This is a genomic window from Citrobacter sp. Cpo090 (assembly GCF_030332665.1).
In the GTDB taxonomy this organism is placed as follows: domain Bacteria; phylum Pseudomonadota; class Gammaproteobacteria; order Enterobacterales; family Enterobacteriaceae; genus Citrobacter; species Citrobacter portucalensis.
Window position 1 is genome coordinate 328,895 of record NZ_JAOWHK010000035.1, and the last position, 19,999, is coordinate 348,893.

General features: G+C 50.2%; 21 protein-coding genes and 1 tRNA gene. 7 read left to right on the plus strand and 15 right to left on the minus strand.

Annotated features, from left to right (window positions below; genetic code table 11):
- Position 1 precedes the first annotated feature (1 nt).
- Entirely contained in the window at positions 2-1,342 is a 1,341-nt protein-coding gene (locus tag OGY83_RS19730) for a VasL domain-containing protein (protein WP_286636720.1), read from the plus strand.
- 54 nt (positions 1,343-1,396) lie between these two features.
- Here the strand turns inward: OGY83_RS19730 and OGY83_RS19735 are convergent, their stop codons facing one another.
- From OGY83_RS19735 to OGY83_RS19750, 4 genes are all read right to left on the minus strand, one after another.
- Positions 1,397-1,993 (minus strand): dienelactone hydrolase family protein, encoded by a 597-nt coding sequence (locus OGY83_RS19735; RefSeq protein WP_286636721.1) that lies wholly within the window; start codon positions 1,991-1,993, stop codon positions 1,397-1,399.
- Between the two features lie 48 nt (positions 1,994-2,041).
- Positions 2,042-3,175 carry a methyl-accepting chemotaxis protein gene (locus OGY83_RS19740; protein ID WP_286636723.1) on the minus strand — a complete coding sequence of 378 codons (1,134 nt, stop codon included), beginning with the start codon at positions 3,173-3,175 and terminating at the stop codon, positions 2,042-2,044.
- Positions 3,176-3,727: 552 nt separating this feature from the next.
- Positions 3,728-3,803, minus strand: a tRNA-Phe gene (locus tag OGY83_RS19745).
- Positions 3,804-3,908: 105 nt separating this feature from the next.
- The gene (locus OGY83_RS19750) at positions 3,909-4,616 is read right to left on the minus strand and encodes a DUF554 domain-containing protein (RefSeq protein ID WP_003825390.1); all 708 of its coding nucleotides are present in this window, start codon (positions 4,614-4,616) and stop codon (positions 3,909-3,911) included.
- A 468-nt stretch (positions 4,617-5,084) separates the two neighbouring features.
- Here OGY83_RS19750 and OGY83_RS19755 point away from each other — a divergent pair, with 468 nt between their 5' ends.
- Positions 5,085-7,220 (plus strand): ornithine decarboxylase, encoded by a 2,136-nt coding sequence (locus tag OGY83_RS19755; RefSeq protein ID WP_286636725.1) that lies wholly within the window; start codon positions 5,085-5,087, stop codon positions 7,218-7,220.
- A 52-nt stretch (positions 7,221-7,272) separates the two neighbouring features.
- On the opposite strand, the gene OGY83_RS19760 is transcribed toward OGY83_RS19755, so the two are convergent.
- From OGY83_RS19760 to mutY, 4 genes are all read right to left on the minus strand, one after another.
- Positions 7,273-8,529 carry a nucleoside permease gene (locus tag OGY83_RS19760; RefSeq protein WP_079938676.1) on the minus strand — a complete coding sequence of 419 codons (1,257 nt, stop codon included), beginning with the start codon at positions 8,527-8,529 and terminating at the stop codon, positions 7,273-7,275.
- 210 nt (positions 8,530-8,739) lie between these two features.
- Complete coding sequence (gene mltC / locus OGY83_RS19765) at positions 8,740-9,825, minus strand: membrane-bound lytic murein transglycosylase MltC (protein WP_003825397.1); 1,086 nt, start codon at positions 9,823-9,825, stop codon at positions 8,740-8,742.
- Positions 9,826-9,911: 86 nt separating this feature from the next.
- Positions 9,912-10,181, minus strand: coding sequence for an oxidative damage protection protein (locus OGY83_RS19770; RefSeq protein ID WP_003027126.1), 270 nt, complete (start codon positions 10,179-10,181; stop codon positions 9,912-9,914).
- Between the two features lie 27 nt (positions 10,182-10,208).
- Positions 10,209-11,261 carry an A/G-specific adenine glycosylase gene (mutY, locus tag OGY83_RS19775; RefSeq protein ID WP_286636727.1) on the minus strand — a complete coding sequence of 351 codons (1,053 nt, stop codon included), beginning with the start codon at positions 11,259-11,261 and terminating at the stop codon, positions 10,209-10,211.
- Between the two features lie 160 nt (positions 11,262-11,421).
- On the opposite strand from mutY, the gene trmB reads away from it, so the two are divergent.
- The 4 genes from trmB to ansB all read left to right on the plus strand — a co-directional run bounded on the left by trmB (position 11,422) and on the right by ansB (position 14,471).
- A complete protein-coding gene (gene trmB, locus OGY83_RS19780) occupies positions 11,422-12,141 on the plus strand; it encodes a tRNA (guanosine(46)-N7)-methyltransferase TrmB (RefSeq protein ID WP_003825406.1) in 720 nt (239 codons plus the stop codon).
- Complete coding sequence (locus tag OGY83_RS19785) at positions 12,141-12,467, plus strand: YggL family protein (RefSeq protein ID WP_043017549.1); 327 nt, start codon at positions 12,141-12,143, stop codon at positions 12,465-12,467. The genes trmB and OGY83_RS19785 overlap by 1 nt, the downstream gene beginning before the upstream one ends.
- 49 nt (positions 12,468-12,516) lie before the next feature.
- The gene (locus OGY83_RS19790; RefSeq protein ID WP_079938671.1) at positions 12,517-13,236 is read left to right on the plus strand and encodes a YggN family protein; all 720 of its coding nucleotides are present in this window, start codon (positions 12,517-12,519) and stop codon (positions 13,234-13,236) included.
- A 188-nt stretch (positions 13,237-13,424) separates the two neighbouring features.
- On the plus strand, positions 13,425-14,471 hold the full coding sequence (gene ansB, locus OGY83_RS19795) for an L-asparaginase 2 (protein WP_286636728.1): 1,047 nt from the start codon (positions 13,425-13,427) through the stop codon (positions 14,469-14,471).
- Between the two features lie 116 nt (positions 14,472-14,587).
- Here ansB and hemW read toward each other — a convergent pair whose 3' ends face one another.
- The 5 genes from hemW to OGY83_RS19820 are packed head-to-tail and all read right to left on the minus strand — an operon-like array spanning position 14,588 to position 17,894.
- Positions 14,588-15,724 carry a radical SAM family heme chaperone HemW gene (gene hemW, locus OGY83_RS19800; RefSeq protein WP_286636730.1) on the minus strand — a complete coding sequence of 379 codons (1,137 nt, stop codon included), beginning with the start codon at positions 15,722-15,724 and terminating at the stop codon, positions 14,588-14,590.
- Entirely contained in the window at positions 15,717-16,310 is a 594-nt protein-coding gene (locus OGY83_RS19805) for an XTP/dITP diphosphatase (RefSeq protein ID WP_286636732.1), read from the minus strand. Before OGY83_RS19805 ends, hemW begins: the two co-directional genes overlap by 8 nt.
- Before the next feature lie 7 nt (positions 16,311-16,317).
- A complete protein-coding gene (gene yggU / locus OGY83_RS19810) occupies positions 16,318-16,608 on the minus strand; it encodes a DUF167 family protein YggU (protein WP_049015279.1) in 291 nt (96 codons plus the stop codon).
- Positions 16,605-17,171 (minus strand): YggT family protein, encoded by a 567-nt coding sequence (locus tag OGY83_RS19815; protein ID WP_003825417.1) that lies wholly within the window; start codon positions 17,169-17,171, stop codon positions 16,605-16,607. The genes yggU and OGY83_RS19815 overlap by 4 nt, the downstream gene beginning before the upstream one ends.
- An 18-nt stretch (positions 17,172-17,189) precedes the next feature.
- Positions 17,190-17,894 carry a YggS family pyridoxal phosphate-dependent enzyme gene (locus tag OGY83_RS19820; protein ID WP_286636733.1) on the minus strand — a complete coding sequence of 235 codons (705 nt, stop codon included), beginning with the start codon at positions 17,892-17,894 and terminating at the stop codon, positions 17,190-17,192.
- Between the two features lie 17 nt (positions 17,895-17,911).
- On the opposite strand from OGY83_RS19820, the gene OGY83_RS19825 reads away from it, so the two are divergent.
- Positions 17,912-18,892 carry a type IV pilus twitching motility protein PilT gene (locus OGY83_RS19825; RefSeq protein WP_286636734.1) on the plus strand — a complete coding sequence of 327 codons (981 nt, stop codon included), beginning with the start codon at positions 17,912-17,914 and terminating at the stop codon, positions 18,890-18,892.
- Here the strand turns inward: OGY83_RS19825 and ruvX are convergent.
- The gene (gene ruvX / locus OGY83_RS19830) at positions 18,889-19,305 is read right to left on the minus strand and encodes a Holliday junction resolvase RuvX (RefSeq protein ID WP_008785771.1); all 417 of its coding nucleotides are present in this window, start codon (positions 19,303-19,305) and stop codon (positions 18,889-18,891) included. The two genes, OGY83_RS19825 and ruvX, sit on opposite strands and share 4 nt — an antisense overlap.
- On the minus strand, positions 19,305-19,868 hold the full coding sequence (locus tag OGY83_RS19835; protein ID WP_003027086.1) for a YqgE/AlgH family protein: 564 nt from the start codon (positions 19,866-19,868) through the stop codon (positions 19,305-19,307). The genes ruvX and OGY83_RS19835 overlap by 1 nt, the downstream gene beginning before the upstream one ends.
- Positions 19,869-19,999: the final 131 nt, after the last annotated feature.

Genomic DNA, 19,999 nt, shown 5'->3' on the forward strand with positions numbered 1-19,999 from the left:
CATGGAAAAGAATCGCATCAGCACCGGCGGCGATCCGCGTGCTTTCACGGAGTTTGGGCAGTTACGCGATGAAATCAGCAAGCTGACTCACCCCGCACGCCCGGACGTTGACTGGCAAAAGGTGGAACAGTTAAGCCTGGCGCTGTTTCGTCATAACGGTGTCGAACTGCAAACACTGGCCTGGTATACCGTCGCCAGAATTCGTAACACAGGTTTGGCGGGGCTCGCCGAAAGCACGGAACTGCTGGAAGCATTACTGACGCATCACTGGAGCACAATATGGCCGCAGCAAACCCATGCACGAATTGATGTGTTGGCATGGCTGTCAGCTCGTTTACAGCAAGAATTACGCACACTAACGTTGTCATATGCGGATTTATCGATGGTGTATCGGGTTGAGCAGAGTCTGAAACATGTCTGTGAAGTGCTGCAACGTCTTGAGTTAAAAACGTTAAGTAAACTAGATGCTGTCGTTACCTGGATGCATAACGCAGCTTTACGCCTGGAGAAGTCTGAAGCGGATTCGGGATCCGCCGTTGTGATGATACCGGCTTCAGGTACGAATAATCACGTTGAGACGTCTTTGCCGCAGTTGGTCTTTGTGGTTAATGAGGCTTCGTCGCCCGATCAATCAAGCGCAGCGGAGTTTGCTACTCAAACCGTTCATGGCCCCCGGCGGATGTGGTTGGGATTCGCCATCGGTGTCATGGTTACGGCAGTGGTGAGTACAGGCGTTTTTCTTGGTATCAGCCCCATGTGGGCCGACAGATTTGAACTGGTTCAGCCATTGCCACGAGGGCTGACACCTGAACAATTGTCCACATTGAAACATTCCTCAGATTTGAAGGAGAAGAAACAGGAATTAATCGCCGCAACGCAAGGGCAATTGGACGTTTTACATCGCCTGTCACCTTTGTGGTCAAGAGAATATGCCGCATCATTAGCACAGCAGTTAGTCACCCTGTGGCCGGAAGAATCGCAGACTACGGTATTCGCCAGCGGATTACAGAAACAGTTAAACACGGAAGCGTTGCCGGAAAGTGCTCTGCAAAACTGGCATCATGCCCAGCAGGGGCTGGAGGCGTTAACTGCACAGTTAAATTCGCTTGATGAACGCAAAGGTAAATATCTGACGGGTTCGGAGCTGAAATCGGCCATTTTCACTATCCGCCGCCAGCTTGACCAAACGCCGCCGACAGAAGAGTTATTGCGTCAAATCGATGAGGAATTAAAAAAGCAGGGGAGTGTATCACCCGCTTTGTATCAGCAGCTCGATATGCGGATTAATCAGCTGCTTAATCGTTATGCGCTGCTGAAACAAAATGGCATCCGAGGGCGATAGCACTGGAAAATTGCCAACCAAATACCATCAGATAAGTCAGACGGTTATATTAACTTAGTTAATGCTCTTCGTTATAAAATCATGCGAAAGAGTCAACGCTTTCGCTGATTCAGACGGATTGTATGCCTTATTAAAAGGATCGCAAAATCCGTGACGGCTGTTGAATATATGAAACGATACTAGTGAATACTTACTGAGTTTATGCTGAAGAAAGTAAGGGTCATAGGCTTCTTCATATTTCGCCTGGATCACCAGTGTTGGGCTGTTGGGCATGATATCAGTATAATCACGTATACGGCTTCCGTAGAAACTGACGATACCATCGCATTGTGTACTCTCCGAACAAAGCCATGCTAATGTTCCTCCAACACTGAATCCGACGATTATTATTTTTTTATAATGATCACGTATTCTTGTCAGTAAGTCGAAGATCATTGATGTATCGAATCCGCAGAACTTCATGAAATAATCGTATGCCTGACTATGTTGATCGTATGAGAAAGGTTCTTCGCGGTTTAAAAAGTTGGGGCAATATACATCAAGTCCGGAATTGTGCAGCTCTTTACATACTTGCTTGATATGATTATTCAATCCATAAATTTCATGTAAAACTATCACAGCATTTTCATTTTTAGATGATAAAGTAAACATCAACTGTCTCCAATAGCTTTTAACTATCTATTTTAATAATAAAGTTTGTCAAGGGTTATCACCGGGCGTAAATTTTACAACCTCCCTGAAAATCTCGTTACCAAGAATCTCAAGCTGATTCATTACCTCATCACTGGCCTGTTCCATTCTTTTTAACGCCAGGGACATATGCTCATGGTCACCTGAAACCGAATACTCGATAGCAAGAACGCCGGAATTGTGTAGCATCTGATGAGGGGCCTCCAGGTTTTTAAATCCCGTTAAATGAGCGAAGCATCTACCAGTATCTCCGTAATACCATTTCCCCAGTCTGCACTGGCTGTATGATGTCAACGTATCATCTAGTTTATTCTCGGTAAGTTTTTTATATAGATCTATCTTCCAGATTACATGATCCATTTTAATTATACTTAGAAACAGTAAGTTTGATATGTAATCAATAATAGACTTCATTGTGGCCGATTTTTCAATCACATTCTTAATTGAAAAAACAACTTTGTTCATATGCTGAGTGATTTTTGTGATTATTGCTAGCTGTGCTTCAATGGAAATATCAACCGTAGAACCATTATTCTGGAGGGTTTCTGTTTGTAAAAATATATGGTTAGTGCACGTTTTAACATTTTCAGCCAGTTGTCTAACTTCTTTAGAGATAACACTAAATCCTCTTCCCGCCTCACCTACACGGGCCGCTTCAATCGCTGAATTTATTGCAATTAAATTTGTATGATTGGCAATTTTCTGTATGTCTTTAATTGCATCATTAATTTCAATAAGCGATAACTTAAGCTGAGCCATTTGTTTTTGAATTTCTGCTGATTCTTTGCCTGCCTCATTGATCTCAATAACGAGTGATTCAAGGGAATGCATGGCTTTATTATTTTGTGCGTTTAACTCAGTTATTTTATCTTTTTCTGTGTTTAGTTGCTCATGAGTTGAAATTAACGATGTTCTTATCAGATTCAGGGTTGATATGCCAGAAGTGAAATGATGGCAGATAATTTTATTGTAATTTTCTGTTTTTTGTTCAGCGACGGAGGGTTCTGCTTCGATGATGCAGGTAGAGGTGTCATAATTATTATTTCTTTTAGCTATCTTTGCGATAATTTTCCTGATCATCTTATCAATCCTTTTTCGATAATAGGTTTTAGAAAGAAATTGTTTTATATGTTTATCTCCCATGTTATAGATTTCGTCAATATATATTTTAGTTAGTGTTGTTTGATATATAATGGTTTCTTGATAATTGCTTGATTGAATTATCTAGCGGAAGTTAGCTTGCATTTTATTGGTTTTTTTGTAAATGCGCGTGTTATTCTATTCAAATAAAGATTCAGCTTCAATTGAACACTATGGATAATGATATTTTAGTGTATTAAAATATCCATCTATTAGTTTAATATTTTGACTTAACCTAAACATTTCTTTGGTTTAACTTTGCAATCTGGTTATAAAAATGGATTGCATAAATTATGTTTAAATTAAAAAAAGTGCAGTATGTATTCAGATGTACCAACTTATATCGAATACACACATAAAGCCGAGTATGTGATAGCCGCCGGTTAAAATTCAACATTATTAATGTATTTGTAATCATAGTGGTACCCGGACGCGGACTAACGCCGCTGGCCCCGAAGGGGTGAGCCGCTGGCGGCGAATAATCGAACGGAGTTCGATGGAGAGTCCGTTTCTCCAAAAGCAAAAAACCCGCCATAGGCGGGTTCTTCTAAATAGTGGTGCCCGGACTCGGAATCGAACCAAGGACACGGGGATTTTCAATCCCCTGCTCTACCGACTGAGCTATCCGGGCAACGAGGCGCATTAAACCCGATTCGCTTCGTTTCGTCAACGAAATTTCTTCAAATCAATGCAGACTGCACAATCTATCACCACATTGCTGCAATTGCACGCATTCTCAGGCAAAAAATGCCGTCCATGCGGCGGAAAGCGGCATTGCCAGCAGCAGGGCGGGCAGCATATTCACAACTGCAAACATCTTGATTCCACAAATACGTAAACCGGTTGCCAACAACAGCAGCCCACCTACGGCGCTGAAATCAGCCATCATAGCTGGCGTCGTCAGGGGCAAAATAAGTGCCGCGCAGGTGGCAAGCGTTAGCTGGATTGCCAGCATCGGAACACAAATGGCAGATACCGCGATCCCCAGTGAACAGGCGAAGATGATGGCCGTGAAGAAATCCAAAAACGACTTCGCGATTAAAATATTTGGATCGCCGGTCATCCCTTCATGAATTGCCCCGAAGATCCCGGTACCACTTGCGCAAAATAGCACGATGATGGCCACATAGCTCTGGATGAAGGATTCGTGCGTGGTGTTGGCATCCGATCGGGTGAAAAGCTGCTGCGCTTTGGCAACCGCGGTATTGATCCCTTTTTCCAGATAACAGAACTCGCCAATTAATGCACCGACCAACGTGGCCAGAACCATCACCGGTAGGTTAGCGCATTTGATAACCAGCAAAATACCAATCCCCAAAGAGCACAGTCCGAATATGGAGGTCATGGAGGCACGAATGCGTTCCGGTAAATGCTGGCTGAGTAGCGCGCCGAGAACACCGCCAAATAAAATGGCGCCAGCATTAATAAAGGGTCCAATTACCACGTTTGCTCCTGCATACCCATTATCGTCTTGATGTTAAAGGCAACTCTCTGGGTAAAATATGTTTTCAGATTGCATTATTATGCCGCGATTGACAGGCGAAATGCTTGTTTATCTGTGAGGTTCAGGCCCCGGATTTTATCTTGCGCCTGAAAGTGAAAGGTGCCATGATTGCGCGAATTTTCTCCTGTCTGAATGGGCCTGCCTGGGATGATATTACTCCCCCTACATCGCCTTCAACATCGCCTTTTAGCGCGACGTTTGCCCCTTCCTGCGACTTACCTTTACGCTCCCACCATGCGGTGAGGGCAGCGCACGCTCACTGCAGGATAACAGTAAAATCAGAGGCTATCTGCTTTTACTGATGTCTAGCGGTCGGGGCTGGTAACCAGTTTGACCTGTCATTTCGTGGGCAAAGCAATGTGGCTTTGTCCGGGACTTTTGATTTTCCCGAAACGGGTTATTGCGCTTATGAAATCAATGAAAATTGCCGCCAGTGGAGAACTGGTTTCTCGTCTGTCCAGCCATCGTCAGGTGGTGTCGCTGGACAGTACTGATTTTACTGACGTTGCGGCAGTCGTCATTACCGTTGCGGATAGTCGCAGTGGGATCCTTGCTTTATTGAAACGCACCGGTTTTCATTTACCCGTGTTTCTGTTCGCAGAGTCGGATGTTGATCTGCCCGCGGGCGTGAATGCGGTCATTCGCGGTCAGGCACAGGACTGGCTGGAGCTGGAGTCTGCTGCCTGTCAGTATGAAGAAGATTTACTGCCGCCGTTCTATGACACGTTGACTCAGTATGTCGAGATGGGGAACAGCACATTTGCCTGCCCAGGACATCAACACGGTGAGTTTTTTAAAAAACATCCGGCGGGACGCCATTTCTACGAGTTCTTTGGCGAGAACCTGTTTCGCGCGGATATGTGCAACGCCGACGTTAAGCTTGGCGATCTGCTGATTCATGAAGGCTCGGCAAAACATGCGCAGAAATTTGCCGCGAAAGTTTTCCACGCGGATAAAACCTACTTTGTGCTGAATGGGACCTCAGCGGCCAATAAAGTAGTAACCAATGCGCTGCTGACGCGCGGCGATCTGGTGCTGTTTGACCGTAACAACCATAAGTCGAACCACCACGGTGCGCTGATCCAGGCGGGTGCGACGCCGGTATATCTGGAAGCAGCGCGTAATCCGTTTGGTTTTATTGGCGGCATTGACGAACACTGCTTTGATGAGGGGTATCTGCGCCAGCAACTTCGCGAGGTTGCGCCGCAAAAGGCAGAACAACCGCGTCCGTTCCGTTTGGCGATCATTCAACTCGGTACCTATGACGGTACGATCTACAATGCCCGGCAGGTGATCGACAAGATCGGTCACCTGTGCGATTACATCCTGTTTGACTCCGCATGGGTCGGCTACGAACAATTTATCCCGATGATGGCCGATGGGTCACCGCTGCTGCTGGAGCTTGATGCCAACGATCCGGGGATTTTTGTCACCCAGTCGGTACACAAACAGCAGGCTGGATTCTCGCAAACTTCGCAGATCCACAAAAAGGATAACCATATTCGCGGCCAGGCGCGGTTCTGTCCGCATAAGCGTCTGAACAATGCATTTATGCTGCATGCTTCTACCAGTCCGTTTTACCCGCTGTTTGCGGCGCTGGACGTTAACGCCAAAATCCATGAAGGCGAGAGCGGTCGTCGGCTGTGGGCGGAGTGTGTGACGCTGGGCATTGAGGCCCGTAAAGCGATTATTGCCCACTGTAAGATGATTCAGCCGTTTATTCCTCCGGTAGTTGATGGTAAGCCGTGGGAAAGCTATCCGACGCAGGTGATTGCCAGTGAGCGCCGCTTCTTTAGCTTCGAACCGGGTGCTAAATGGCATGGTTTTTCCGGGTATGCGCACGACCAGTATTTTGTCGACCCTTGCAAACTGCTGTTAACTACTCCGGGAATTGACGCACAAACCGGGCAATATACCGAGTTTGGTATTCCGGCGACTATTCTGGCGCATTACCTGCGTGAAAACGGTATCGTGCCGGAGAAATGCGACCTTAACTCGATTCTGTTCTTGCTGACCCCAGCTGAAAGTGCAGAGAAACTGGCACAACTGGTGGCGATGCTGGCGCAGTTTGAGCAGCATATTGAGGACGATACGCCGCTGGCAGATGTGCTGCCCACCATCTTCAACAAGTATCCGGTACGCTATCGGGATTACACGTTGCGTGAACTGTGCCAGGAGATGCACTCACTGTACGTCAGCTTTGATGTGAAAGATCTGCAAAAAGCGATGTTCCGTCAGGAAAGTTTACCTGCCGTGGCGATGAACCCACAGGATGCGAACAGCGCTTTTATCCGCGGTGATGTTGAACTGGTACGTATTAGTGAAGCCGCTGGCCGCATTGCGGCAGAAGGTGCGCTGCCATATCCTCCGGGCGTGCTGTGTGTTGTACCGGGAGAAGTCTGGGGCGGGGCGGTGCAACGTTATTTCCTGGCGCTGGAAGAGGGCGTAAACCTGCTACCAGGCTTCTCGCCGGAGCTGCAAGGTGTTTACAGTGAAACGGATGCAGATGGTATTAAGCGTCTGTATGGATATGTTGTGAAGTAAGCGCAAAAAAAGCGGGTTACCTTTTGGCAACCCGCTTTTCTCTGCGTAAACGTTAGTGCGCGATAGTCTGGGTTCCTGCTGGAACGCGTACGTGTTTGTATTTAAACAGCGCAACGAAGGCAAAAGCCAGAACCAGCGAGTAACCTGCGAAGATCAGCCACACGGTCTGCCAGTCGGTAATGCCGTTCAGCGTATAGTATTCAACGACTTTACCGCTCACCAGCCCGCCCAGAATACAACCGAAGCCGTTAGTCATCATCAGGAACATACCTTGTGCGCTGGCGCGGATTTCAGGGCGTACTTCTTTCTCCACGAACACGGAACCAGAGATGTTGAAGAAGTCGAAGGCGCAGCCGTAAACAATCATCGACAGAACCAGCAGCACGGTACCGAACGGCGTTGGGTCGCCGTAGGCAAACAGGCCGAAGCGCAGCATCCACGCCACAATACTGATAAGCATCACGTTCTTAATACCGTAACGGCTTAAGAAGAACGGGATGGTCAGGATAAACAGCGTCTCGGAAATCTGTGAAATCGACATCATCACCGATGCGTGTTCCACGATAAAGCTACCGGAGAACAGCGGGTTGTTATCGAAGCTGTGCAGGAAGGTGTTACCAAACATATTGGTAATCTGCAGCTCTGCGCCCAGCATCATTGAGAAGATGAAGAAAATCGCCATACGTTTGTTTTTAAACAGCGCGAAAGCATCCAGACCGAGCATTGATGTCCAGCTCTGGTTTTTCTGCTGGTTGGCAACTGGAATATGCGGCAGCGTCAGGGTGAACAGTACCAGTACCAGGGACAATGTCGCACCGATGTACAGCTGCATATGGCTCAGTTCAAAGCCGGAGAAGCTCACTGCCCACATCGCCAGAATAAAGCCGATGGTGCCCCAGATACGAATTGGCGGGAAGTCGGTAACGATATCCATCCCGGCAGATTGCAGGCGATAGTAGGAGATGGTGTTGATTAGCCCCAGTGTTGGCATATAGGCCAGGGAGTTAAGCAAGATCACAAAGAACATGGCCCCTGGCGTGGTGACTTCGGCTGCGGCAAACAGCGTTCCTGCACCGACCAGGTGGCAAAGGGCATAAACCCACTTCGCACTGATCCATTTATCGGCCACGATCCCTAACAGTGTTGGCATAAACACGGCGGCGATCCCCAGCGAGCTATACACCGCGCCAATGGATGCACCATCGAATTTAAGGGTGACAAACATATAGGAGCCGAGGGTAGTGAGCCAACTACCCCATAAGCAGAACTGCAGAAACGAGAGAACTTTCAGCTGCAGCTTAAGATTCATGTTAATTTCCTCACACCGTAATGCGGATGAATGTTTTAAAAGGCACATTTGCCGTGGCTATATGATGTGATTCTATCAATGAGAGGCACTCTTTTTTTGTTACCTGTGACAAATATTTGCAAACAATTTCTGATTGCAAAGCAAAAGAGTGATTGAGTTAACATTTTTGGTGCTTCAGGCCCCCGTTTTAGGGGGCTGAAGAGGGATACATTAGTGGCGTCGATATGATTTTTGTGCGGAATTGACCTTGTAAAGGTATCGGCGTGATTCAGCAGAGGGATGTCGGGTGGTCAGCGTTTGATAAACGTCACCTGGAGACATGCTGTTAATGATATTTGCAGCCTGAATTTTATCGTTCGAGAACACGCGTAGCACGCTGCCCGCGCCGCCGTTATAGGCGGTGATTACCGCATAGCGACGTGAGGTCGGATTATCGATACCGCCCAAATAGACATTGTTGAGCATTGCCAGATAGGCTGTACCGGTATCAATGTTGCTGGCCGGGTCAAACAGGAAGCTACGGCTTGGCGTGCCTGAGCGCCCCTGCGAGCGGAACACATCTTTCCCTGCGCTGTGCTGTACCACCTGCATCAGTCCCAGCGCATCGGCATGGCTCACCGCATACGGGTTAAATGAGGATTCGGTTTGCATGATAGCCAGAATCAGCGACTCGTCGACGCCATACTTACGTGAAGCCTGACGCACCATACCGACGTATTTATGCGCGCGCTTATCAAGGTGGTTAGGCACCAGGTTGATCGTCACGCTATAGATGATACGCAGGCCATTGCTGCGGCTTTTAAGCCGTGTTTGCAGCAGGTAGTTGGCAAAGTTGGTGGCACGTCCCTCCCAACGAATGGGCTGGCCGGTATTATCGACCACCTGTCCGTACAGGAATGGTTCTTTGGAAATCTTAATGTCGTCGACATCGGAATAGAGGTCGATAGATCCCGGATCATCGCCCATCAGCAATGTCTTGATAATCGCCCGACGCAGGTGTCCGGCGGGATCTGTCCCGGCAATGGTCTCGACGGTTATCGTACCGTCATCAAAGTTGATATGGCTGCGGGTTTGATACTGATCGGTATACTTTACGTAGTCCTTAGGACCCGCAATCAGCACTTCCTTAAATCCCCACAAATTCTCAATGTTATGGGCAAATTGCCCCATCAGAATATCAAAACCGTTGGTATCCTTGACCCAGGCTTCGTTATAGGAATCGCCTTTTTTGGTCGAACTGGAACAGGAGATGAGCAACGGCGCAATAACGGCAAGCGCGAGAAATTTTTTCATCATTCCGGGAGTGCGTGTTGTGTTTGTTGTTTGCAAGGACCAGATTAAATCGTAGGCCGGATAAGCGCAGCGCCATCCGGCAACGGTTCTTATGACTCTGGCGTATAGCCTTCAATATGCACATCCTTACCTTCAAACAGGAAGTTAATCATCTCCTGTTCCAGTAACTTACGGTGTTCGACGTTCATCATATTGAGTTTTTTCTCGTTAATCAGCATGGTCTGTTTATGCTGCCATTGCGCCCATGCTTCTTTAGAAATCTCGTTGTAAATGCGTTTTCCCAGATCGCCCGGGTACAGCTGAAAATCCTGGCCTTCTGCTTCGCGTTGCAGGAAAGTGCAAAAAATGGTTCTGCTCATAAAAAGTCCTCTCTATCGTCCGGTACGTTAAACGTGTGTACCGGCACGTAATTGCTGTAACAAACGCTCCACGGGAGCCGCCAGTCCGACCGACGGCGGTTGCGCTAAGTTATACCAGAGCGCGTTGCCTTCATCCATGCATGAGCTGAATGAAGACACGGGAAGCCACATAGGCACAATATCTAAGTGGAAATGGCTAAAGGTATGGCGAAACGCATTAAGTTGGGTCAGATTATCTGCGTTAATTTGTCGTTGCGCCAGCCAGTTGCGCAGTCCATCTTCGTCGTCAAACTGCGGAAAACAGTATAAACCACCCCATAAGCCGCTGGGCGGTCGCTGTGCGAGCAGTACTTCGTCATCATGCTGCATCAGTAAAAAATAGCCCGTTCGTTCCGGTAACGTCTGTTTGGGCTTTTTACCGGGATACAGAGCCCAGCTTGCATTGGCGCTCGCCACACAGCCATTTTCCAACGGACACAGGGAACATTTAGGTTTTGAGCGCGTACAGACCATGGCGCCTAAATCCATCATCGCCTGATTAAAACGCTCAACACCCTGGGCCGGCGTAACTTGCTCGCTCAACTCCCACAGCTTCTTTTCGACCTCTTTTTTACCCGGCCAGCCGCTTACAGCATAACAGCGAGCCAGCACGCGTTTGACGTTACCGTCGAGAATCGGAAAATGCTGACCCAGAGAAAGAGAAAGAATCGCGCCTGCGGTTGAACGTCCGACGCCAGGCAGGGCGGCCACCTCCTCAAAGGTTTGCGGAAATATACCGCTATGCAGCGTCACAACCTGCTGCGCGGCTTTATGCAGATTACGCGCACGGGCGTAATAACCCAGCCCGGTCCACAAATGCAGAACTTCATCCAGCGGCGCATGGGCTAAATCCGTTACCGTTGGGAAGCGCGCCATAAAGCGCTCAAAATAGGGGATAACGGTCGCAACCTGAGTTTGTTGCAGCATTACCTCAGAGAGCCATACTTTGTAAGGCGTCTTGTCAATTTGCCAGGGCAGCGTTTTCCGCCCGTATTTGTCGTACCAGCTCAAAACCTGAGCCGAAAATTGAGACGCTTGCATGATTACCGTTTCATTATTGCCGGGGGCAAGATTGCAGCACAGCGGCAACGGGGTGTAAACCGGAACTTTCCGCTGCTCACTTTCTTCCTTTACTTGCATCCGGCAACTAACTTTGGATAATGCCCGTTTTCAGAACTCAAACACAGCAGACTAAACTTTTATGAAGAACGACGTCATTTCACCGGAATTTGATGAAAACGGCCGCCCTCTGCGCCGGATTCGTAGTTTTGTTCGTCGCCAGGGGCGACTGACGAAAGGGCAGGAACACGCGCTGGAAAACTACTGGCCGGTGATGGGCGTTGAGTTCAGCGAAGAGCCTGTAGATTTTGCAGAACTGTTTGGTCGCGACGCGCCAGTCACGCTGGAAATCGGTTTTGGTATGGGAGCGTCGCTGGTAGCAATGGCGAAAGCGCGTCCGGAACAGAATTTCCTCGGCATTGAGGTTCACTCGCCGGGCGTTGGTGCGTGTCTGGCTTCAGCCCATGAAGAGGGTGTCGAGAACCTGCGCGTCATGTGCCATGATGCCGTTGAAGTCCTGCATAAAATGATTCCTGACAATTCTTTATCTATGGTTCAGCTGTTTTTCCCTGACCCGTGGCATAAAGCACGTCATAATAAACGCCGTATCGTTCAGGTACCGTTTGCTGAGCATATCTTAAGCAAGCTGAAGCTGGGCGGCGTGTTCCATATGGCAACCGACTGGGAAGCGTATGCGGAGCACATGCTTGAAGTAATGTCCTCGATTGACGGGTACAAAAACCAGTCAGAGAGTAACGATTATGTACCGCGCCCGGAATCGCGCCCGGTAACCAAATTTGAACAACGTGGTCATCGTCTTGGCCACGGCGTATGGGACTTAATGTTCGAGAGGGTGAAATAATGGCAAAGAACCGTAGCCGTCGTCTGCGTAAAAAAATGCACATCGACGAATTCCAGGAAATAGGATTTTCGGTTGCATGGCGTTTCCCGGAAGGTACATCTGGAGAGCAGGTCGATCAAATCGTTGATGACTTTATCAATGAAGTTATCGAACCAAACAAGCTGGCTTTTGACGGCAGTGGCTATCTGGCCTGGGAAGGTCTGATCTGTCTGCAGGAAATCGGCAAATGCACCGAAGAACACCAGGCAATCGTGCGTAAGTGGCTGGAAGAGCACAAACTCGAAGAAGTGCGTACCAGCGAACTTTTCGATATTTGGTGGGACTAAGTAGCACAGGGTCGGCAAATGCCGGCCCGATTTGTATTGAGGGAAAGATATGATGCGCAAAACGCTGCTGGCGGCAGTCCTAACGTTCACGGCGATGGCCGCACATGCAGATTACCAGTGCAGCGTCACCCCGCGTGACGATGTGATTTTGAGCCCACAAACGGTGCAGGTGAAGGGTGAGAACGGCGATCTGGTTATTACCCAGGCCGGTGATGTCACCTTTAATGGTAAGCAGTACAACCTAAACGCCGCACAGCGTGAGCAGGCCAAAGATTATCAGGCGGCGTTGCGTAGCAGCCTGCCGTGGATTGACGAAGGTGCCAGAGCGCGCGTAGAGAAAGGTCGCGTGGCGCTGGACAAAATCATCGCCAAAGAGGTCGGTGAAAGCAGCAACATGCGTGGCCGCTTAACCAAGCTGGATGCGCAATTGAAAGCGCAGATGAACCGCATCATCGAACATCGAACTGATGGCCTGACTTTCCATTATAAGGCGATTGATCAGGTCCGCGCGGACGGACAACAGCTGGTCAATCAGGCGATGGGCGGCATTTTGCAGGACAGCATCAACGAGATGGGGGCGAAAGCCGTGCTCAAAGGCGGTGGTAATCCGCTGCAGGGCGTGCTCGGGAGTCTCGGTGGTTTGCAAACCTCAATTCAGAACGAATGGAAGAATCAGGAACAAGACTTCCAGCAGTTTGGCAAAGATGTTTGTGCCCGCGTCGTGACGCTGGAAAACGATCGTAAAACGCTGGTTAGCACTCTGAAATAATCTTCACCTCTTCTTAACGGCACAGAAACATTCTGTGCCGTTTTATTTTGTATATTTCTGTTTTTTTGATATCCATCTCTAAGAATGGCAATTTGGCGGAGATATAAATCTGGTTAATTGGATCTCGTCACATTATTCATCTGTAGGATAGACATAATGCTGCAAATTCAAGTAACTGGAGAAATAACATGGAGTTTTTCAAGAAGACGGCACTTGCTGCACTGGTTATGGGTTTCAGCGGCGCGGCGCTTGCACTGCCAAACATCACCATTTTAGCGACCGGTGGGACGATTGCCGGCGGCGGTGATTCCGCGACAAAATCTAACTACACGGCAGGCAAAGTTGGCGTAGAAAATCTGGTTGAGGCCGTACCTCAATTGAAAGATATCGCTGTCGTGAAAGGCGAGCAGGTGGTGAATATCGGCTCCCAGGATATGAATGACAAAGTCTGGTTAACGCTGGCGAAAAAGATTAATACCGAGTGTGATAAAACCGACGGCTTCGTGGTAACTCATGGTACGGATACCATGGAAGAAACTGCCTATTTCCTCGACCTGACCGTTAAGTGCAACAAGCCGGTGGTACTGGTCGGCGCAATGCGTCCGTCTACGGGTATGAGCGCTGATGGCCCATTCAACCTGTATAACGCGGTAGTCACTGCCGCAGACAAAGCCTCTGCCAACCGCGGAGTGCTGGTGGTGATGAACGACACCGTTATGGATGGTCGCGACGTGACTAAAACCAACACTACCGACGTTGCTACCTTCAAATCCGTTAACTACGGCCCGTTGGGTTATATCCATAACGGTAAAATCGACTACCAGCGTACGCCTGCGCGTAAGCACACCACGTCTACTCCGTTCGATGTGTCTAAGCTGACTGAACTGCCGAAAGTTGGGATTGTTTACAACTACGCTAACGCCTCCGATCTGCCGGCAAAAGCGCTGGTAGATGCGGGTTACGCCGGGATTGTCAGTGCGGGTGTAGGTAACGGTAACTTGTATAAAACCATTTTCGATACGCTGGCAACCGCCGCGCATAAAGGTACCGTTGTAGTGCGTTCATCCCGTGTACCAACCGGCTTCACCACGCAGGATGCTGAAATTGATGATGCGAAGTATGGATTTGTGGCTTCAGGTTCTCTGAACCCGCAAAAAGCACGTGTTCTGCTGCAGCTTGCCCTGACTCAAACCAAGGATCCTAAGCAGATCCAGGAAATGTTTAATCAGTATTAATCGATGAAGGTGGCTGCGCTTACCGTCCTAACCCTGTAGGCCGGATAAGCGCAGCGCCATCAGGCAATTTGCCGGATGGCGGCTCAAGGCCTTATCCGGCCTACATCTTTACCGCATCATTCCGCCAGAAACAGTTCCAGCAGCGAATTCAAAAACAGCTTACCGTGTTGGGTAATCTGCCAGTATTCATCGCATTCACTCAGGTAGCCCTGGGCGATAGCCTCATCGATCTGTCGACGAATAACGTCTTCGGTAAGCCCGGTATATTGCGTGAACTCCGCGCGAGGCGCGGCTTCCAGTAGCCGGAAACGGTTCATAAAGAACTCGAACGGCTTATCGGCTTCGGCGACATCACGCTCGCTTTCGAGATAACGCCCTTGCATATACCCACGCGGATGCCGCGTTTTGGTGGTGCGCAGGATGCGTCCGTCAGGTAATGTGATCTTACCGTGCGCGCCGCAGCCAATGCCAAGATAGTCGCCAAAACGCCAGTAGTTAAGGTTGTGCTGACACTGATAACCCGGTCTGGCGTAGGCTGAGGTTTCGTACTGCTGATACCCTGCGGCGGTCAGCAACTGGTGGCCTTGCTCAAAAATATCCCACAGCGCGTCATCGTCCGGTAATACCGGAGGACGAGAACCGAACAGCGTGTTGGGTTCGATGGTCAACTGATACCAGGAAAGATGCGGCGGGTTGAGCGCGATGGCCTGCTGTAAATCGCCCAGCGCCTCTTCCAGCGTCTGATCCGGTAAACCATGCATCAGGTCGAGGTTAAAGCTGCGTAGCCCCAGACCGCTCGCCAGGTGTGCTGCTCGTTTGGCTTCTTCCGGCCCGTGAATCCGTCCCAGACGCTCAAGTTTGGCGGAGCTAAAGCTCTGTACGCCAATCGAGATACGGTTGACGCCAGCGCGTTGATAATCCACAAAGCGATCGGCTTCCACCGTCCCGGGATTCGCCTCCATCGTGATTTCTGCATCTGCGGCCAGATTCAGCCGTGCTCGCACGCCGTCTAGCAGCGTTTGCATCGCCGGGCCAGAAAGCAGGCTCGGCGTACCACCACCGATAAAAATCGTCTTTACTTCACGTCCCTGGGCGTGGGCCACCTCAGTATCCAGATCGCTCAGCAGATGCTGCACATAGTCGTCATGAGGGACTTCGCCCTTTAGTGCATGCGAGTTGAAGTCGCAGTACGGGCATTTCTGCACGCACCACGGGATATGAATATAAAGACTTAGCGGCGGAAGCTTAACCATTACGCAGGGCATCCAGCAACAGCTTCAGCGCCTGTCCGCGGTGAGAAATAGCACTCTTTTCTTCACGGGTCAGTTCGGCGGCGGTTTTCCCTTCAGACGGCACAAAGAAGATCGGGTCGTAGCCAAAACCACCGTTTCCGGCAGGTTCACGGGTAATCACGCCCGGCCAGCTTCCGTGACACACAACAGGCGTTGGATCGTCTGCATGGCGCATATACACCAGCACACAGTGGAACTGCGCCTGGCGCTTGTCATCAGGAACATCCTGCAGGGTGTGAAGCAGTTTTTCCAGGTTCTGCTGATCGGTCGCATCTTCGCCGGAATAGCGGGCTGAATAAATACCCGGCGCGCCGCCAAGGGCATTTACCGCCAGACCTGAGTCATCAGCTATGGCCGGTAAGCCGGTAATTTGTGCGGCATGACGCGCCTTCAGAATAGCGTTCTCAATAAATGTCAGTCCGGTCTCTTCTGCAGAATCAACACCCAGCTCCGTTTGGGCAACAACATCAAGACCGAAATCACTCAGAAGAGAGGCGAGTTCACGCACTTTACCGGCATTGCCGGTCGCGAGGACAACTTTTTGCATGGGATACCTAATCAGTTAACGCCGCAATTTCGGGCGGGATCTGTTGCGGATGAATGATTTTAACCTGTTTGTGACGTCCAAGCTCGCCCTTCTCAATGACGACCTGGCTTTTTGCCACACGGAACTGTTTGCCGAGAAACTTCACCAGATGGCTATTGGCCTGGCCATCTACGGGTGGGGCGGTAATGGCGACTTTAACTTCGTCGCCATGTAAACCCACAATACTGTCACGGCTGGCTTTAGGCTGAATATAGAGCCGCAAAACCAGACCGTCGTCGCAGGATGTAACGGCACTCATAGCGCCATCCACAGCCCCGGCAGCAGCATGTTGCCTGTCGCCTGTAACACTTCCGCGATGCCCATGTTAATAACATAGAGCAGCAGAACCAGAATCATTGGGGAGAAATCGATCCCGCCCATGCCTGGAAGTATGCGACGGATAGGGCGCAGCAGCGGATCTGCCAGTTGAATCAGCACGTACTCTACAGGACTGCGGCCCTGGCTGACCCAGCTCATAATTGCCATCACAAGTAGCACCCAGAAAATCAGCAACCCGATAGTCTTCAGGACAATCAGTACGGCGGCGATCCAGATGATCGGCTGGAACGTGACCACCTTAAACAGCACGATTGCTTTGATAAAGCTGAGAACGAGCGCAACTAATGCCGATGCGCTGTCAATCGGCCCCATCGGGGGAATAATGCGGCGTAACGGCCCAATGATGGGCTGAGTGATTTTCACTATAAACTGCGAGAACGGGTTGTAAAAATCGCAGCGAGACCATTGCATCCACACGCGCAGTAGCAGCGCCATGGTATACAGCTCAATTACCGTTGAGAGCAGGAAGGTCAACGTATTCATGGTGTTCCTTAGTTTTCCTTATTTTTTAGTGTAATCACGAGCACCAAAAATGGCAGTGCCAATGCGCACCATCGTGCTACCCGCCGCGATGGCGGCATCCATATCATCAGACATTCCCAGTGAGAGTGTGTCGATGCCTGGGTAGCGTGTTTTCAACCCGGCAAATGCTACCGCCATTTGCTGTGCAACTTCAAACTGCCTTACATAATCTGACTCTGGAGCCGGAATCGCCATCAGACCACGCAGGGTAATGCGCGGCAGTGCGGCGACTTCAGCGGCTAATGCATCAAGCTCTGCCAGCGGAATGCCTGACTTACTGTTCTCATCGCTGATATTAATTTGAATCAGTACATTGAGCGGCGGCAGTTCCGCCGGGCGCTGTTCGCTCAGGCGGGCAGCGATACGCAGACGGTCGATCGTATGGCACCAGTCAAAGTGCTCGGCGACCAGACGACTTTTGTTGGACTGCAGCGGGCCGATAAAGTGCCACTGCAGATCGTTGACGCCTTTTTCCTGGAAGTAGCGGATTTTATCCACGCCTTCTTGCACATAGTTTTCACCGAAGGCACGCTGCCCTGCGGTAATGGCTTCTTCGATGGCGCTCGCAGGTTTGGTTTTACTGACTGCAAGCAACGTAACTTCTTCTGAAGGCCGCCCGCAACGCGTCGCGGCGGCTGAGATTTTGTCCCGGACATGTGCCAGGTTATGCGCGATATCGTTCATTTTCCGAGGCTGTTCATATGAATATGGAAGAAATAGTGGCCCTTAGTGTAAAGCATAACGTGTCGGATCTACACCTGTGCAATGCATGGCCTGCGCGCTGGCGCATACGTGGAAAAGTCGAAATCGCACCATTTACTACGCCTGACGTGGAGAGTCTGCTGATGTGCTGGCTCAGTGAGCAACAACAGGTACAGTGGCGGGAACAGGGGCAGGTAGATTTTGCTATTGCGCTGGCAGGTTCCCGGCGGCTGCGCGCCAGTGCTTTTGCTCATCAACATGGAACCTCGCTGGCGCTAAGATTGCTCCCGCTTGATTGCCCACGTTTAGACGATCTCCAGACCCCTGACGTCATACCTGAACTGCTGCGCAGTGAAAATGGGTTAATTCTGGTGACGGGCGCTACCGGTAGCGGTAAATCAACGACCCTGGCGGCGATGGTTGAGTACCTTAATCAGCAAGTTGCGGGGCATATTCTGACGCTGGAAGACCCGATTGAATATCGCTACACCAGCCAGCGTTGTCTTATTCAACAACGGGAGGTGGGCGTGCACTGCGCTTCTTTTGCCGCTGGTTTACGCGGCGCGCTGCGTGAAGATCCCGACGTCATTTTGCTGGGCGAGCTACGCGACGTGGAAACCATTCGTCTGGCGTTAACCGCAGCGGAAACTGGGCATCTGGTGCTGGCAACGTTACATACGCGAGGGGCGGCGCAGGCCATCGCGCGGCTGGTGGACACCTTTTCGGCAACAGAGAAAGAGCCGGTGCGTAACCAACTGGCAGATAGCCTGCGGGCGGTACTTTCGCAAAAGCTGGAGGAAGATAAACAGGGAGGGCGCGTGGCGCTATTTGAGCTGCTCGTCAACACGCCAGCCGTGGGCAATTTGATTCGTGAAGGGAAAACGCATCAGCTACCCGGCGTAATTCAAACCGGGCAGCAGACAGGTATGCAGACATTTGCACAAAGCCAGCAGCAGCGTCAGGCGCAGGGGCGGATTTAGTAGCCCTGCTCGAAATAGCTTTCGAGGATGACCACGGCAGAAGCGGAATCTACTTTGCCTTTATTCAACGCCCGATAACCGCCTTGTTCAAACAGGCCAGAGCGGGCTTCGACGGTACTCAAGCGTTCATCGTGCAGCGTTACGGTTACGCCAAAGCGACCGTGAATACGGTTAGCGAACTTACGTGCGCGCGCGGTAAGAGGCTGTTCGGTGCCATCCATGTTGAGCGGCAGGCCGACGATAATTTCATCCGGCTGCCACTCTTTCAGCAAACGTTCAATCAAACTCCAGTCCGGCGTACCGTCCTGCGCTTTGATGGCGGGCAACGGTCTGGCCGTACCGGTAATGCGCTGACCAACAGCAACACCAATACTTTTCGTACCAAAATCAAAAGAGAGTAAGGTTCCGCTCATCAGGCATGTCCCGCCACGCCAGGCATGGTCTGAATATCTATCCCGATAAGCTTCGCCGCATCGCGCCAGCGGTCGGCAATCGGCGTTTTGAATAAGATGTTGAGGTCTGCTGGCGCCGTAAGCCAGGCGTTATCCAGTAGCTCTTGTTCCAGTTGACCTTTTTCCCATGATGAATAACCCAGCGCAACCAGCACTTCGGACGGTTGCTCCTGCGTACCCAGGGTTTCTAGTACATCGCGGGAGGTAGTGATGATGGTGTTATCTGAGATGCGAATACTGGAGGCAAAGCGTGACGGTGGAGTGTGGAGAATAAATCCACGGTCTTCCGCCAGCGGGCCGCCGAGCATCACTGGTTTATCCAGACGAATGGCCGGATCGCGTTCTTCTGGGGTAATCTTCAGCTTTTCCAGAATCCCTTCAATCTGTAAGTTTTCCAGAGGCTTATTGACGATAATCCCCATTGCTCCGTTCTCATTATGTTCACAGATGTACACCACGGAACGGCGGAAAATCGGATCCTGGAGAGCAGGCATGGCAATCAGAAAGTGATGCTGTAAATTCATTGTCAGAGGTTCTGTTTCCTGGTTCAAAAAAGCAACAGAGCCCAGTATGTGGGCAAAGCTCGAAGATGTCACCCTCTGAAGATAGCATTGCCGGATGGCGGCTTCGCCTAATCCGGCCTACGGGGTGTAAT

Bases quoted from the DNA above. Each gene is read 5' to 3' on its own strand.
- OGY83_RS19730 (WP_286636720.1), top strand. From the start codon at position 2: ATGGAAAAGAATCGCATCAGCACCGGCGGCGATCCGCGTGCTTTCACG.
- OGY83_RS19735 (WP_286636721.1), bottom strand. From the start codon at position 1,993: ATGTTTACTTTATCATCTAAAAATGAAAATGCTGTGATAGTTTTACAT.
- OGY83_RS19740 (WP_286636723.1), bottom strand. From the start codon at position 3,175: ATGGGAGATAAACATATAAAACAATTTCTTTCTAAAACCTATTATCGA.
- OGY83_RS19755 (WP_286636725.1), top strand. From the start codon at position 5,085: ATGAAATCAATGAAAATTGCCGCCAGTGGAGAACTGGTTTCTCGTCTG.
- OGY83_RS19760 (WP_079938676.1), bottom strand. From the start codon at position 8,529: ATGAATCTTAAGCTGCAGCTGAAAGTTCTCTCGTTTCTGCAGTTCTGC.
- mltC (WP_003825397.1), bottom strand. From the start codon at position 9,825: ATGATGAAAAAATTTCTCGCGCTTGCCGTTATTGCGCCGTTGCTCATC.
- OGY83_RS19770 (WP_003027126.1), bottom strand. From the start codon at position 10,181: ATGAGCAGAACCATTTTTTGCACTTTCCTGCAACGCGAAGCAGAAGGC.
- mutY (WP_286636727.1), bottom strand. From the start codon at position 11,261: ATGCAAGCGTCTCAATTTTCGGCTCAGGTTTTGAGCTGGTACGACAAA.
- trmB (WP_003825406.1), top strand. From the start codon at position 11,422: ATGAAGAACGACGTCATTTCACCGGAATTTGATGAAAACGGCCGCCCT.
- OGY83_RS19785 (WP_043017549.1), top strand. From the start codon at position 12,141: ATGGCAAAGAACCGTAGCCGTCGTCTGCGTAAAAAAATGCACATCGAC.
- OGY83_RS19790 (WP_079938671.1), top strand. From the start codon at position 12,517: ATGATGCGCAAAACGCTGCTGGCGGCAGTCCTAACGTTCACGGCGATG.
- ansB (WP_286636728.1), top strand. From the start codon at position 13,425: ATGGAGTTTTTCAAGAAGACGGCACTTGCTGCACTGGTTATGGGTTTC.
- hemW (WP_286636730.1), bottom strand. From the start codon at position 15,724: ATGGTTAAGCTTCCGCCGCTAAGTCTTTATATTCATATCCCGTGGTGC.
- OGY83_RS19805 (WP_286636732.1), bottom strand. From the start codon at position 16,310: ATGCAAAAAGTTGTCCTCGCGACCGGCAATGCCGGTAAAGTGCGTGAA.
- yggU (WP_049015279.1), bottom strand. From the start codon at position 16,608: ATGAGTGCCGTTACATCCTGCGACGACGGTCTGGTTTTGCGGCTCTAT.
- OGY83_RS19815 (WP_003825417.1), bottom strand. From the start codon at position 17,171: ATGAATACGTTGACCTTCCTGCTCTCAACGGTAATTGAGCTGTATACC.
- OGY83_RS19820 (WP_286636733.1), bottom strand. From the start codon at position 17,894: ATGAACGATATCGCGCATAACCTGGCACATGTCCGGGACAAAATCTCA.
- OGY83_RS19825 (WP_286636734.1), top strand. From the start codon at position 17,912: ATGAATATGGAAGAAATAGTGGCCCTTAGTGTAAAGCATAACGTGTCG.
- ruvX (WP_008785771.1), bottom strand. From the start codon at position 19,305: ATGAGCGGAACCTTACTCTCTTTTGATTTTGGTACGAAAAGTATTGGT.
- OGY83_RS19835 (WP_003027086.1), bottom strand. From the start codon at position 19,868: ATGAATTTACAGCATCACTTTCTGATTGCCATGCCTGCTCTCCAGGAT.